Below are 14,619 nucleotides of genomic sequence, written 5' to 3' on the forward strand. Positions count from 1 at the left end.
TTAAAACAGAGTCTCGAAAACCCTCTTAACCTATTTCAAAAGTACAAAAATTTATGAAGCATTTATTTTCAGCATGCTTTTTACTCTTTAGCCTGGGCATTTTTGCACAGCAGGTAAACCTTACCTTAGCTAAAGGTGCCACTTTAAAGGAAATATTTGGCAAGATTGAGCAGCAAACCGATTATAAGTTTGCCTTTACAGACCAGATAGACCTTACCCAGAAATACACAGGCGAAAACATTAGCCTTAAAGGTGCAACCATTAAGCAGGTGCTTGATGTGCTGGGTAAAAACCTTCCGTTTAAATTTGACACCATTGGCAACAACATAACCGTAAAGCGCACAGGTACAGGAGCTAAAAAGCAGGGTTCTTACATACTTTCAGGAACTGTTTTAGACGACAAGCAGGAAACCGTGGTGGCAGCCAGCATTCACATTGTAGAAACAGATGCATGGATTAGCACCGATGAAAACGGCAGGTTTTCTGCAACACTCCCCGCCGGGGATTACACACTGGAAACCAGCTATATTGGCCTTGCAAAGCACAGCCAGAAGGTTAGCCTTTCTAAAAATACCAACATAAGCATTGGCATGAGGGAAGACGCCGAAACCCTTGATGAGCTGGTTATAGCCCAAAACACAAAGGCGGTAGACATCCGCAAGCCGCAAATGAGCGTTAACAGCCTTACCACTGCCGAAATCAAGCAGATACCGGTGGCCATGGGCGAACCCGATGTTTTAAAATCGCTCATGACGCTGCCCGGTGTTACCAATGCCGGCGAGCTGTCTTCGGGTATAAATGTGCGCGGTGGTGCCGCAGACCAAAACCTGGTACTGCTGGACAACACCCCTATTTACAGCGATTCGCATATGTTTGGGTTCTTCTCGGTTTTTAATGCCGATGCCGTTAAAAGCCTTGACCTGTATAAAGGCGGCATACCCTCTAAATTTGGCGGCAGGGTATCATCTATATTAGATGTGCACCAGCAACCGGGCATTAACGACAGCCTCAGGTTTAACGGCGGTATAGGCCTTATATCAAGCAAGTTACTGGTTGAAGGCCCCGTGCAGCGCGACAAGAGTTCGTTTATGGTGGCAGGCCGCACCTCTTATGCCCACCTGTTCCTTAAGTTGGCCGATAACAACAACTCGGCTATGTTTTATGACATCAACGCCCGTTTTAACCAGAAGATTAACGACAACAACAGCCTGCATTTTTCGGGCTACCTGGGCAGCGATGTGTTTGATATAGGCAACAACTTTACCAGCAGCTACGGCAATGCCATGGCTACACTTAACTGGAAGCACTCTTTTTCAGACAACCTTAAAACTGCCTTACAGGTGTTTTACAGCGATTACAAGTTTAAGGTAGGTATTGATTCTGAAGGTCTTGACTGGGATAGCGGCATTGCTACCTACGGCCTTAAGTATGACTGGCTGCACAAGCTGGGCGAAAAAACAAGCCTTAACTATGGTATTGAAACCACGTATTATGACTTTAATCCCGGCACCCTGCGCCCGTTAAGGGAAGACTCTCAGTTTAACTACCAGCAGTTTCAAAAAAAGCACGCCCTTGAGCCATCGGCCTATCTTGATATAGAACAGGAAATTACCGAAAAGCTAAACCTGCGCTATGGCGTGCGCTACAGTATGTTCTATCGCTTTGGCCAGGAGGAAGTTAACATTTATCAAAACAATAACCCTGTACTCTACAACCCTACATTTGGCATTTATGAAGAAGCCGACCCAATAGGTACCCTAAGCTACGGCCGTGGCGATAAAATTGCCAGCTTTGATAACTTTGAGCCCCGTGCCGCGCTGTCGTACACCATTAATGACGACCAGTCTGTTAAGGCCAGCTACAACCGTATGGCGCAGTACCTGCACATTATTGCCAACACGCAGTCTCCGCTACCTATGAACATCTGGACACCCAGCGGGCCGCACATAAAGCCTCAATTGCTTGACCAGTATGCACTTGGGTACTTCAGGAATTTCAACAACAAAGAGTATTCGCTTGAAACCGAGGTGTTTTACAAAACCATCCAGAACCGTATTGACTATGTAGACGGGGCAGATATTTTTGCTAACGAAAAGATTGAAACCGTGCTGCTTAACGGCAAAGCAAGGTCTTACGGGCTTGAGGTTTTGTTCCGTAAAAACACAGGGGTGTTTACCGGATGGGTATCCTACACCCTGTCGAGGGCTGAGCAAAAAACGGCCGGCAGGACACCCGAAGAACCCGGCGTTGCCAATGGCGACTGGTACCTTTCTGCCCACGATAAGCTTCATAATCTGAACATTACGGGCAATTATGACTACAACCCTAAGTGGTCGTTCAGCGCTAACTTTACGCTGCAGTCAGGCCGCCCGGTAACCTTCCCTAACGGCTATTTTGATTTTGGCGGCATACAGGTGCCCAACTATTCTGAACGTAATAAAGACCGCCTTCCGGCCTACCACCACCTTGATGTGGCGGCCACCTACACCCCAAAACCCGATAAGAAAAAGGGCTGGCAAAGCCAGTGGGTATTCAGTATTTACAACCTGTACGGCCGCAAAAACGCTGCATCCATAAGCTTTGGCGCTAACGAAGATACCGGCGTAAACGAAGCCACCCGCCTTTCAATATTTGGCATAATACCAAGTGTTTCTTACAACTTTAAATTCTAAATGCTATGAAAAAGAAGAATATAACCCTACAGAAACTACAAGTTATAGTACTGATATTGTCGTGTTTAGGGCTGTTTTCGTGTGAAGACGTTATCCAGGCCGACCTCGATACCGGCGAAGCCAAGCTGGTGGTTGATGCCGAAATACTGTGGCAAAAGGGCACCGATGGCGCCGTGCAAACCGTAAAATTAAGCCGTATGGCGGGTTATTATGTCCCTGCAACGCCTAAAGTATCTGGTGCACAGGTATATATAGAAAACAGTACGGGCACCCAGTTTGCCTTTCCGGAGGTGGAACCCGGCGTGTACACCTGTACCAACTTCGTCCCTGCGCTTAACGAAACCTATACGCTGCACGTAACCGTTGATGGTGAGGTATTTACAGCCACCGAAACCCTTATGCCGGTAACTGAAATACACAACCTTATACAGGATGCCGATGGCGGCTTTACCGGAGACGAAATGGAGGTAGCCATCTACTTTAACGACCCGGCCAACCAGCCTAACTACTACTTAATCAGCTTTATAACACCTACATTGGCCTACCCTGATTATGAGCTTACCGATGACGGGCTTACCGACGGCAACGAGCTAAAGGCCGATTACAGCCACGAAGATCTAGTGGCAGGCGATTCTGTACAGATAACATTAAGGGGCATATCGCACCCGTTTTACAACTATATGAACCTGATTCTCAGCGCAGCAGACTCGAACCCTTTTGCCACACCACCGGCTAATATTAAAGGTAATGTGCTCAACCAGGATGCTAACGGCAGCGAGGCCCTGGGCTACTTCAGGTTGTGCGAATCAGACTACAGGGATTACACCATCCAATAAAATTTTAGTTTCAAAGTTAGGTTAGTTTTAAGCTGTCCCAAATTTTTTTGGGGCAGTTTTTGTTTGTTTCTGGGTGCAAAAAAGTGCTTAATTTTTCACTTTCGGACTTCATTTTCACGGTGTGAAATATCAAAACGGGTTCGGGATAAAAATCGGTCTTCTGAAATTCACAAAATACAATTAAATTGTAAAATTTTATGCCAATTGTTTTGCCAATAAAAATAATTGATATATTTGCCCTGTTACAAAAAACCAAATAATGATTTTTAATCAGCTACATCATCATCATTTTCACACTGGCTCAAATGCGAGAAGAAAATGATATGTAGTTAACTAAGATATTTTCTAAACCCGTTTGAGTAAAATCAGACGGGTTTTTTATTTCATAGCGCGCTCCCCCTCTTTTTTTACTCAGGCTTATTAAACAAACAATAACAATGAGTACTTTAAAAATGGCCGTACAAAAAAGCGGCAGGCTGAGCGAAAAATCACTACAACTGCTGCGGGAATGCGGCATACGCCTCTCAAACGGCGAGCGCACCCTTAAGGCTACCTCCCCCAACTTCCCGGTTGAAATCCTGTTTTTGCGCGATGACGATATCCCGCAGTATGTAGAGCAGGGCGTGGCCGATGTGGGCATACTGGGCGAAAACGAGGTGTGGGAAAAAGCCAAGGCCGTTACCACCATCAAAAAACTGGGCTTTGCCAACTGCCGCCTGTCGCTTGCCATACCTAAAGATGCTGTGTATACAGATATTACCTGGTTCAACGGCAAGAAGATAGCCACCAGCTACCCCGTTATCCTCCAGAAATTCTTAACCCAAAACAACCTCGATGCCGAGATTGAACCCATTAGCGGCAGCGTGGAAATTGCCCCCGGAATAGGCCTGGCCGACGCTATTTTTGACATTGTGAGCACCGGCAGCACCCTGCTGATGAACGGCCTTAAGGAAGTACAAACCGTTACCGAAAGCGAGGCCGTACTGATTGCAAATCCATCACTTACACCTGAAAAACAGGATGTTTTAAACCAACTGCTGTTCCGCATACAGGCGGTAAAGAATGCGGCTGAGAACAAGTACATACTGCTTAACGCTCCTAACACAAGCCTCGAACAGATAGCGCAGGTACTGCCCGGCATGAAAAGCCCCACCGTACTGCCGCTTAAAGAACCGGGCTGGAGCAGCATACACTCGGTTATCCGCGAAGACGAGTTTTGGGACAACATAGGCCGCCTTAAAGCCCTGGGCGCCGAAGGTATTTTAGTGGTTAACGTTGAAAAAATGATACTATGAAAACCTGTATAAACCCCACCCCGCAGCAATGGGCGGCCTTATGCCAGCGCCCCCAGATAGCCGCCGAAAACCTTGAAGAGCTTACCCGCCAGGTGTTTACCGAAATTCAACGAAATGGCGATGTTGCCGTTGCCAAGTACACCGGTATTTTTGATGGCATTGTACCCAATAGCCTTGCGCTTACCGCAGCAGAAATAGCCGCCGGTGCACAGCGAACCCCAGCTGAGTTACAGGCTGCCATTCAACTGGCTAAAGCTAATATTGAGAAATTCCACACCGCACAAATTGAGCAGAAACAAATAATAGAAACCACTCCCGGTGTGGCCTGCTGGCGCGAAAGCCGTGGTATTGAGCGTGTGGGCATTTACATCCCCGGTGGGTCGGCACCGTTGTTTTCAACCGTGCTCATGCTTGCAATACCTGCACAAATAGCGGGTTGTAAGGAAATTATACTGTGCACCCCACCCGATAAGCAGGGCAACATTAACCCCGCCATTTTGTATGCGGCACAGCTTACAGGCATTACCGCCGTGTACCGCGTGGGCGGCATTCAGGCCATTGGCGCACTGGCTATTGGCACCCAGAGCATCCCAAAGGTTGACAAAATTTTTGGGCCAGGGAACCAGTACGTTACCGCCGCCAAGCAAACCGCCCTTAATTATGGTGTGGCTATTGACCTGCCCGCAGGCCCCAGCGAGCTTTTGGTTATTGCAGATGATACGGCCAACCCCGAGTATGTGGCGGCCGACCTGCTTTCCCAAGCCGAGCACGGCCCTGACAGCCAGGTTATTTTACTGAGCAACAGCGAAGTTATTGTAGCCAACACACTAAAGGCCATTGACAAACAGGTAAAAGCGCTTCCGCGTAAGGAAATTGCCCTGAAAGCCCTGCAAAACAGCAAGGCCATTGTATTGGGCACGCTTGCTGAATGCCTTGATTTCAGCAATGCCTATGCGCCGGAACACCTTATCTTAAACTGTCGCGATGCTGAAAAATACGGTGATAAAATTACCAATGCGGGCTCGGTGTTCCTGGGCAATTACAGTTGCGAAAGCGCCGGCGATTATGCCAGCGGCACCAACCACACCCTGCCCACAAACGGCTATGCCCGCAGCTACAGCGGGGTTTCGGTTGACAGCTTCATCAAAAAGATAACCTTCCAGAAAATCAGTAAGGAAGGCTTGCAGGCCATTGGCCCCGCCATTGAAGCCATGGCCGCTGCCGAACAATTACAAGCCCACAAAAATGCCGTTTCCATCCGCTTAAAAGACCTGAAAAATGTTTAACCTGACCAACATAGTGCGCCCCAACATAGTGGCGCTACAGCCCTACTCTTCTGCCCGAGACGAATTTGAGGGCAGCGAGGGCATCTTTTTGGATGCCAATGAAAACCCGTTCGGTATCCTGAACCGCTACCCCGATCCGCTGCAAAAACAGCTGAAGCAGCGCCTGGGAGAAATCAAGGGTATCGACTCGCAAAACACCTTCATTGGCAACGGCAGTGATGAAGCCATAGACCTGTGCCTGCGCATTTTCTGCGAACCCGGCAAAGACAAAGTGCTTACCTTCTCCCCCACGTATGGCATGTACCAGGTAGCGGCAGACATTAATAATGTGGAACTAATTACGCTTCCGTTAAACGGAAATTTCCAGGTAGACTTTGAACAGTCTTTGCCGCTTTTACAGGATGAAACCCTGAAAATCATCTTTATCTGTTCGCCCAATAACCCCACGGGAAATACGGTTGACGGTATCGAAACCCTGCTGCAAAACTTCAGCGGCGTGGTGGTGGTAGATGAAGCCTATGCCGATTTTAACGATGCTTCGCTGCTGGGCAGGCTGGCACAATACCCCAACCTCATCATACTGCAAACGCTCAGTAAAGCGTGGGGGCTTGCCGCGGCACGTGTGGGCATGGCATTCGCATCAACAGAAATTATCAAATTGTTCAACAAGGTAAAGCCGCCCTACAACATCAGCAGCCTTAACTATACCGCTGCCATTCAGGCTTTAGCCGATACACAAGGTTTTGAAAGCCGCAAGGCACTGCTCATTTCCGAAAGGGAAAAACTGGCTTTAGCATTGGCTGAACTGCCCTTGGTAACCACCGTGTACCCGTCTGATGCCAATTTTATTTTAATAGCCGTTACCGATGCCGATGCCGTTTACAACACGCTGGCACAGGAGGGTATTATCATTCGCAACCGCAGCAAAGTGGTGCCCGGCGGCCTGCGCATTTCCATTGGCACACCGGCGGAAAACGCCACATTAGTAACCGCCCTTAAAAACCTATCCGCATGAAAAAAGTACTCTTTATAGACCGCGACGGCACGCTGGTTATAGAACCGCCGGTTGACCTGCAACTTGACAGCCTGGAAAAGCTGGAGTTTTACCCCGGCGTGTTTGGCGGGCTTTCTAAAATAGCCCGCGAGTTGGATTATGAGTTGGTTATGGTAACCAACCAGGACGGTTTGGGCACTGATTCATTTCCGGAAGATACCTTTTGGCCTGCCCAAAATAAAATACTTAAAGCCTTTGAAAATGAGGGTGTAAAGTTTGCCGATATATTGGTGGACCGCAGTTTTGAATCCCAGAACCTGCCTACCCGCAAGCCAGGCATTGGTATGCTGACCCACTACCTTAAAGGCGGTTATGACCTTGCCAACAGCTATGTGATTGGCGACAGGCCTACCGATGTAAAGCTGGCGCAGAATTTGGGCTGTCAGTCGGTTTTTATAGGGGCCGAATGCGAGGGCGCTACCCTGTGCACCACCAGTTGGGAGGCCATTTACCGCTACCTGAAGCAGCAGCCCCGCACGGCTACCGTTAACCGTAAAACCAACGAAACCGCCATTGCCATAACCGTAAACCTTGACGGCACAGGCCAAAGCAGCATTGATACCGGCTTGGGCTTTTTTGACCACATGCTCGACCAGCTGGCGCGCCACGGCGGTATAGACCTCAACATCAAAGTTAAAGGCGACCTGCACATAGACGAGCACCACACCATTGAAGACACGGCATTAGCTTTAGGCGAGGCTTTTTTACAGGCATTGGGCAGCAAAAAAGGCATTGAGCGCTACGGTTTCCTACTCCCTATGGACGACTGCCTGGCTCAGGTGGCTATTGATTTTGGCGGAAGGCCCTGGCTGGTGTGGGATGCTGATTTTAAGCGCGAAAGCATTGGCGGCCTCCCTACCGAGATGTTCCTGCACTTTTTTAAATCGTTTAGCGATACCGCCAAATGCAACCTTAACATAAAGGCCGAGGGCACTAACGAACACCACAAGATTGAAGCCATATTTAAAGCCTTTGCAAAGGCCATAAAAATGGCGGTAACACAAACGGGCAACTACGCCATACCCAGCACAAAAGGAGTATTATGACAGCTATTGTAAAATATAACGCGGGCAACACGCAGTCGGTTGAAAGCGCAGTAAAACGGCTTGGTTTTGAGTGTATTGTCACTGCTGATAAAGACATACTGCTTGCCGCCAATAACGTAATTTTCCCCGGTGTGGGGCATGCGGCTACGGCTATGGCACATTTAAAGGCCACAGGGCTTGATACGTTTTTACCACAGCTCACACAGCCGGTACTGGGCATTTGCCTGGGGCTACAGCTCATGTGCCGCTTTACCGAAGAAGGCAGCACCCCCGGCCTTGGCATTTTTGATGTAGATGTAAAGCGTTTCCCGCCAACGGATATTGTGCCGCACATGGGTTGGAACAATACCGGCCACAACAGCTGCGGGCTGTTTAACAGCATAGCACCCAATGAGCATTTTTACTTTGTACACAGCTATTACGCAGGGCTTTGCGCCGAAGCCGCTGCCCAATGCAATTACATATTGCCCTACAGCGCTGCCTTGCAAAAAGACAATTTTTATGCAGTGCAGTTCCACCCGGAGAAATCAGGCGCGGCAGGCGAACAGCTACTTAAAAACTTTTTATCGTTATGAAAATCATACCTGCAATAGACATTATAAATGGTAAGTGCGTACGCCTCACCCAGGGCGACTATACTACCCAAAAAATATACAACCAAAACCCGGTGGAAGCCGCCAAACAGTTTGAAGCCGCCGGTATAAAATACCTACACGTGGTAGACCTCGACGGGGCTAAATCAGGCCATATAGTAAACCATAAAGTATTGGAAGCCATTGCCACGCAAACATCGCTTACCATAGATTTTGGCGGCGGCATAAAAACTGATGATGCCATTGCACTGGCCTTTAACTGCGGCGCAAGCCAGATTACGGCAGGCAGTATAGCGGTTAAAAATCCGCAGGTAGTAGAGGGCTGGCTGGCAAAATATGGCCCGGATAAAATTATCCTTGGGGCTGACTGCAACAACCGCAAAATAGCCATAAACGGCTGGCAGCAGGAAAGTGAGCAGGATGTTTTAAACTTCATACAGGCTTACCAGGCCAAGGGCATAACCAATGTAATCTGTACCGATATTGCCAAAGACGGCCTGCTACAAGGCCCATCTGAATCGCTGTACAGGGAGATATTGGCGAATACCAATATCAACCTTATCGCCAGCGGCGGCATCACCACAATGGCTGATGTTTTGGTAATGAAAGCCATAGGCTGCACGGGGGCTATAATAGGCAAAGCGCTATATGAGGGTACTATTAACCTTAAAGAACTGAGTGCGTTATGCTAAAGAAACGTATTATTCCCTGCCTTGATATTAAGGATGGCCGTGTGGTAAAGGGCGTTAATTTCGTGGGGTTAAAAGACGCTGGCGACCCTATAGAACTCGCCGCCAAATATGCCCGTGAAGGCGCCGATGAGCTTGTTTTCCTGGACATTACCGCCACCATTGAAAAGCGAAAAACCCTGAGCGACCTGGTTACCGCCATTGCCCGCGAAATCAACATACCCTTTACCGTGGGCGGCGGCATCAACACCCCGGAAGATGCCGAGGTACTCATTCGCCGTGGGGCAGATAAGGTTAGTGTTAATTCATCAGCAGTAAAAAACCCAGAGCTTATCCATCAGTTAGCCGATACCCTGGGCAGCCAGGCTGTTGTAGTAGCTATTGATGCCAAACCTGTTAACGGCACGTGGCAGGTGTTTATAAACGGCGGTAAAACCCCCACCGGCATTGAGCTCGTTAGCTGGGCAAAACACGCCGAAGATTTGGGAGCCGGGGAAATCCTCCTGACCTCTATGGCTAACGACGGTACCAAAAACGGCTTTGCTATTGAAGCGCTTAACCTGGTATGCAATGCCGTGCAAATACCCGTAATAGCATCGGGCGGGGCGGGCAGCAAGGCACATTTTACCGAGGTGTTTACCCAAACCAAAGCCACTGCGGCACTGGCGGCCAGCATTTTCCATTATGGCGAAATACCGTTGCCTGAACTCAAAAACTATCTCAAACAACAAAACATTGCCATACGATGAAACCTGATTTCGAAAAACAAAACGGCCTTGTGCCCGTCATCATGCAAAATGCCGTTACCCTTAAAGTGCTCATGCTGGGCTATATGAATGAAGAAGCCTACACCAAAACCGTATCTGAAAACCGCGTTACCTTCTATAGCCGCAGCCGCAATGCACTTTGGACAAAAGGTGAAACATCGGGCAATTACCTTAACGTAATGAGTATTGCGATGGATTGTGATGACGATGCCCTGCTGATTACCGTAAATCCACAGGGGCCTACCTGTCACACGGGTAGCGAATCGTGCTTTGGTACCGAAGGCAGCAAAGGCTTTTTGTATGAATTGGAAAAGACCATTGACGAGCGCATTACTACCAACGATGAAGCCTCTTACACCAACACACTCTACAAAAAAGGCATTAACAAAGTAGCACAAAAAGTGGGCGAAGAAGCTGTGGAACTTGTTATTGAAGCTAAAGACAACAATGCAAACCTGTTTAAAAATGAGGCGGCCGACCTGCTGTACCACTACCTCATACTGCTCAGGGCAAAGGGTTTTTCGCTACAGGATATAGAAGCCGTTTTACAGGAAAGGGCACGTAAATAAAGCCTTTTGTAGGGTTTTGCTTGACGTATTCCTACAGATTTTGTAACTTTATAAATAAAAAGTTATGCCATATTACAGGGCTTTGTTCAGGCTGCCGGGAGGAAAGGAGCTTGAGGCCACAAAGGGCTATGTGCCCGATGCGTTTTTTGATGCCATTAAAAATGTTACCGTTAACAACCTTGTGGTTATTTATGAAGACGGTTTTGTGCTTAGTAATGAAATGCATGATAAACTCAACATACACAACGCGTTTACAAGCTATGCCGCTGTGGGTATAAGCGCTCCCCACGGTGCCGATACAGCCTCCGGATTTGCTGATGAAATGCTAACCCGCCTTAAAGAAGCCAACCATGCCCGCCCGCTGGAAGACCACCACAACTACCAGGTATACTATATGGAGTTTATTGAAAATGTTGCAGATGATGATTAACCCATAAAAAGGGGCTGCCTTTCGGCAGCCCCCGGTTTATTGAGGAGAATTATTGGTTTTGCAGGCACCAGTGCAAAATCTTTGCAATATTTTTGGCATCGTCCACACCCCGGTGGTGCGTGCCCTCCAGAGGAATATCCAGAATATGCAACGCGCCGTTCATACCCGTGGGCTTAGCTAAGCCTTTGGTTTCAGCAAAAAGCACCTTAACGTTTATGTGCTGCCTGCCCATAGGGTATGGCACGTTAAAACGTTTACATTGCTTTTGCAGCATGTTAAGGTCGTAAGCGCCATAGCTGGCCCAGGTATAGTCTTCCGGGTCATATTGCTCAGCCAGCATTTCTATGGCTTCGGCAAAATACACACCGTTTTTATCCAGCATATCCTGGGTTATGGTGGTCAGCTCCGTGCAAAACGGACTAACGGTTGAGCGTTGCGGCTTAACCAGTATACCCTGGTTTTTAGATATTTCGCCCGTGTGTACATTCAGCACGCTCAGGCCAATTTCAATAATTTCATTTTCCTGCCCCGCAGGTACTGCCCCCTGCCAGCACGTGGCCTCGAGGTCTATAATAATAATTTTATCTGTGGTTTTCATTGTTTATAAGTGTATAAACCACAGGCTCACGGAGAACCCGTTGTTTTTATTTTACAAAAATTTCTTTGAGCTGGCCTATAATGTTACCGCCTCCTGAAATGGTGATTTCTCCAATCCTGTCGGCAATTTTCTCAACATATTCCATCTCCTTAAGCTTCCAGAGCATCTCGTTTTCCTCCATAAGCTTGGCCGTGTTTAGCAGGCTGCGTGTGGCGGCTGTTTCTTCACGCCTCATAATGCTGTTGGCCTGTGCTTTCTTTTCGGCAACAAGTACCTGGTTCATAATCTCTTTCATGTCTCCGGGCAGTATAACATCCCTAATGCCGGCATCGCTCACGCTAAGGCCCAGGTTTGTTATCTTATCCTCCACATTTTCAAGAATTTCCTTTGCTACGGTTTCTTTACGCGCAAGGAGCTCATCAAGCGTATAACCTCCTGTAAAAGCCCTTATGGCAAGCTGCATAATTACATACAGCTGCTTTTCAAAGTCTTTATTGTCGGTCAGCGCCTTAACAATATTGGTTACCTGGTACCTTGCAAAGAAGTTAATCCTTATGGCAGCCTTATCTTTAGTAAGCAGCTCCTGGCCTGAAATTTCAAGTTGCTGCTGCCTTATATCAACCGTTTTAACCTCAACGGTAATGGCGTTGTTCCAAAAGTAATAGGTACCCGATGCCAGCTCTTTAACAAAAACACCGGCTATGTACAGCAGCGCTTTTTCATAAGCCTGTACCTGAAACTTTCTTACTGCATGCCTTAGCTTAGGGTTTTCAAACAGCATGGCCGGTATAGCCTCTGTAATTTCAGGTTTAGAAATATCGGCCTTAACAAAGGTATTTTGTACCACGCCTTTCCAAAAAGCATACCTGCCGGGTAGCAACACCTCTTTAAAGTTGCCGTTTACAAACTGTAGCGCAATCTCGTTATCGGCCACCTCTACCACATCAAGCAGCGCGACAAGCGCTTCATGCTGTAACAGCATATTAAGTTCTACAGGAGGGGTAAAAGGTGCCGACATATTATAAAGCATTACATCTTTATCTCCCAAAAACCAGTGTGTACCTTCCTGATATACAGATATTAGTTTTTTATTTTTAAATACCAGCCCCACCTGGCCGGCATTAACAGCCATTCTTATAAATATTGCCATATTACATTCATTTTATTGTTCAACTTAAAAAAAAGGAAAACCGCCTGCAGCCGTCTCCGCTAAAATGCGGAAGTACTTTTTGTGCGTCATGCCGCGGCGGTTGCCTGTAACGGTACTGAGGAGGATACACGCCACATTCACCTGCATTTTTACTTACACGCCAGATACTTGCTGGCTTTTTACCGGATGCCTTTCCGTTACCGGATGGGCCCGACAGCCATAAGCCTGTTTTCCTTGAAATGGGCATGTATTTAATGAGTACATACTGCTCAGGTTAATTTACAGACCAAAATCTGTAAAGGTGACTGCCACTGTCAAACCGAAGTCGAAATCCGGTGCAGGATTCGAACCTGCGAAACCTTCTATTGCTCTACCCACTGAGCTATCACACGAAAATGTGAATGGGAGTCGAACCCATGACCCATAGATTAAATGGTAGACATTTTATGGAAAACGCCACAAACCTCCAGGCCTGGCTGGACAGGAACGCCTGATACCCACAAGGGCAAAGCATCCTGCAATAGTGCCATACAGAAACACCCAACACGGCCTGCCTGATATTATTGATTATCTTCTATTTGCTCTACTGTAACCCTGACTAAATCTATAGCTATATAATGGGGCATATAACAATCTGAAAATTCTGTTGCCACTTCATGCCCATGGGCACACAACTTGTTTAACCCACTACTCCCATCGCTACCGCAGCATCCCTGAAACCTCCACTGTTCGTGATGGTCTTTTAAAATATTTTCTTCAATAGAAATAATAAGCTCTTCTTTGTTATTCTCCCATAGCATTATGCAAAACCTGCCTTTTTCAAGGGCATTTTCACCATCTCCTATCCGCACATTTTTTGGGTTCGTTTCCTGTAATGCATCTGTTAGTGGTATGCCACAGATTTTACAGTATAGTTTTATTGTTTTCATGGTGGTTTGTTTTACATTACAAAGATGGCAGCGCATGTGCGCAATTATTTTGCGTAGTAAATTTTTGTTTTAAAATATTTTATATCACACTGAATATCAATACCATTTTTAATAAAGAAACCCACATCCCGCGTGCGGGCTTCCATACGACCCAATTGTTTGCGGAACAGACCTGAATCGAACAGGTACCTCTTGTGCTTCAAACAAGCGTGCAACACCTTGTACACCACCGTTCCTGATTTGTGGAAGTAGCAGTCCCGATAGCTATCGGGAGAACCTGCTCAGCCGCAAGGCAACAGATTTACAGTCTGCCCCAGCTCTCCAACTCTGGCGTACTTCCATAATTTTGTACAGGAAGGGTCCCGATAGCTATCGGGACGAACTCCCAAAATACTGATCCTAAGTCAGCCGCGTATACCGTTCCGCCATTCCTGTAGGTCGCCCCGGGGTAAACCGGGGACTTTTTTCAAACTAAATGCTAAAATGCACAAACTATTTGCGGCTCATACGGGAATTGAACCCGTTTCTCCCCAGAGACAGTGGGGAAGGTTAGCCGGTACCCCAATGAGCCTGCCCTCTTTCTAAAGAAGTATGCGATTCTAACAGGAGTTGAACCTGTAACCTGCGGATTAACAGTCCGCTGCTCTGCCAATTGAGCTATAGAATCAGGAAAAATAAAAGCATAAAAAAAGCACCCGTTTAGGT

The 14,619-nt window shown here is 47.4% G+C and carries 14 protein-coding genes and 3 tRNA genes; 11 read left to right on the plus strand and 6 right to left on the minus strand.

Features of this window, described 5'->3' with window-relative positions:
* Nucleotides 1-53 precede the first annotated feature (53 nt).
* The 11 genes from AM279_RS06345 to AM279_RS06395 all read left to right on the plus strand — a co-directional run bounded on the left by AM279_RS06345 (nucleotide 54) and on the right by AM279_RS06395 (nucleotide 11,237).
* Nucleotides 54-2,672: a carboxypeptidase-like regulatory domain-containing protein gene (locus AM279_RS06345; protein WP_054406906.1), complete on the plus strand. Its 2,619-nt coding sequence runs from the start codon at nucleotides 54-56 to the stop codon at nucleotides 2,670-2,672.
* A gap of 5 nt (nucleotides 2,673-2,677) precedes the next feature.
* Nucleotides 2,678-3,508, plus strand: a complete 831-nt coding sequence (locus AM279_RS06350) for a DUF4249 domain-containing protein (protein ID WP_054406907.1) — start codon at nucleotides 2,678-2,680, stop codon at nucleotides 3,506-3,508.
* Nucleotides 3,509-3,945: 437 nt separating this feature from the next.
* A complete protein-coding gene (gene hisG / locus AM279_RS06355; protein WP_054406908.1) occupies nucleotides 3,946-4,803 on the plus strand; it encodes an ATP phosphoribosyltransferase in 858 nt (285 codons plus the stop codon).
* The gene (gene hisD, locus AM279_RS06360) at nucleotides 4,800-6,089 is read left to right on the plus strand and encodes a histidinol dehydrogenase (RefSeq protein WP_054406909.1); all 1,290 of its coding nucleotides are present in this window, start codon (nucleotides 4,800-4,802) and stop codon (nucleotides 6,087-6,089) included. The genes hisG and hisD overlap by 4 nt, the downstream gene beginning before the upstream one ends.
* On the plus strand, nucleotides 6,082-7,104 hold the full coding sequence (gene hisC / locus AM279_RS06365) for a histidinol-phosphate transaminase (RefSeq protein WP_054406910.1): 1,023 nt from the start codon (nucleotides 6,082-6,084) through the stop codon (nucleotides 7,102-7,104). Before hisD ends, hisC begins: the two co-directional genes overlap by 8 nt.
* On the plus strand, nucleotides 7,101-8,189 hold the full coding sequence (gene hisB, locus AM279_RS06370) for a bifunctional histidinol-phosphatase/imidazoleglycerol-phosphate dehydratase HisB (protein ID WP_054406911.1): 1,089 nt from the start codon (nucleotides 7,101-7,103) through the stop codon (nucleotides 8,187-8,189). The genes hisC and hisB overlap by 4 nt, the downstream gene beginning before the upstream one ends.
* Nucleotides 8,186-8,764 (plus strand): imidazole glycerol phosphate synthase subunit HisH, encoded by a 579-nt coding sequence (gene hisH, locus AM279_RS06375; protein ID WP_054406912.1) that lies wholly within the window; start codon nucleotides 8,186-8,188, stop codon nucleotides 8,762-8,764. Before hisB ends, hisH begins: the two co-directional genes overlap by 4 nt.
* Nucleotides 8,761-9,474: a 1-(5-phosphoribosyl)-5-[(5-phosphoribosylamino)methylideneamino]imidazole-4-carboxamide isomerase gene (gene hisA / locus AM279_RS06380; RefSeq protein WP_054406913.1), complete on the plus strand. Its 714-nt coding sequence runs from the start codon at nucleotides 8,761-8,763 to the stop codon at nucleotides 9,472-9,474. The genes hisH and hisA overlap by 4 nt, the downstream gene beginning before the upstream one ends.
* Nucleotides 9,468-10,220, plus strand: a complete 753-nt coding sequence (hisF, locus tag AM279_RS06385; protein WP_054406914.1) for an imidazole glycerol phosphate synthase subunit HisF — start codon at nucleotides 9,468-9,470, stop codon at nucleotides 10,218-10,220. The genes hisA and hisF overlap by 7 nt, the downstream gene beginning before the upstream one ends.
* Nucleotides 10,217-10,807 carry a bifunctional phosphoribosyl-AMP cyclohydrolase/phosphoribosyl-ATP diphosphatase HisIE gene (gene hisIE, locus AM279_RS06390; protein ID WP_054406915.1) on the plus strand — a complete coding sequence of 197 codons (591 nt, stop codon included), beginning with the start codon at nucleotides 10,217-10,219 and terminating at the stop codon, nucleotides 10,805-10,807. Before hisF ends, hisIE begins: the two co-directional genes overlap by 4 nt.
* Before the next feature lie 64 nt (nucleotides 10,808-10,871).
* Nucleotides 10,872-11,237 carry a hypothetical protein gene (locus tag AM279_RS06395; RefSeq protein ID WP_054406916.1) on the plus strand — a complete coding sequence of 122 codons (366 nt, stop codon included), beginning with the start codon at nucleotides 10,872-10,874 and terminating at the stop codon, nucleotides 11,235-11,237.
* 49 nt (nucleotides 11,238-11,286) lie between these two features.
* On the opposite strand, the gene AM279_RS06400 is transcribed toward AM279_RS06395, so the two are convergent.
* The 6 genes from AM279_RS06400 to AM279_RS06415 all read right to left on the minus strand — a co-directional run bounded on the left by AM279_RS06400 (nucleotide 11,287) and on the right by AM279_RS06415 (nucleotide 14,581).
* Complete coding sequence (locus AM279_RS06400) at nucleotides 11,287-11,835, minus strand: 3'-5' exonuclease (protein ID WP_054406917.1); 549 nt, start codon at nucleotides 11,833-11,835, stop codon at nucleotides 11,287-11,289.
* A 46-nt stretch (nucleotides 11,836-11,881) separates the two neighbouring features.
* Nucleotides 11,882-12,985: a slipin family protein gene (locus tag AM279_RS06405; RefSeq protein WP_054406918.1), complete on the minus strand. Its 1,104-nt coding sequence runs from the start codon at nucleotides 12,983-12,985 to the stop codon at nucleotides 11,882-11,884.
* 560 nt (nucleotides 12,986-13,545) lie between these two features.
* A complete protein-coding gene (locus AM279_RS06410; RefSeq protein WP_054406919.1) occupies nucleotides 13,546-13,914 on the minus strand; it encodes a hypothetical protein in 369 nt (122 codons plus the stop codon).
* 162 nt (nucleotides 13,915-14,076) lie between these two features.
* A tRNA-Phe gene (locus AM279_RS20470) sits at nucleotides 14,077-14,150 on the minus strand.
* 263 nt (nucleotides 14,151-14,413) lie between these two features.
* Nucleotides 14,414-14,485, minus strand: a tRNA-Asp gene (locus AM279_RS20475).
* Nucleotides 14,486-14,508: 23 nt separating this feature from the next.
* Nucleotides 14,509-14,581: transfer RNA gene (locus AM279_RS06415), tRNA-Asn, on the minus strand.
* Nucleotides 14,582-14,619: the final 38 nt, after the last annotated feature.

It is taken from the genome of Flavobacterium akiainvivens, from assembly GCF_001278115.1.
In the GTDB taxonomy this organism is placed as follows: domain Bacteria; phylum Bacteroidota; class Bacteroidia; order Flavobacteriales; family Flavobacteriaceae; genus Flavobacterium; species Flavobacterium akiainvivens.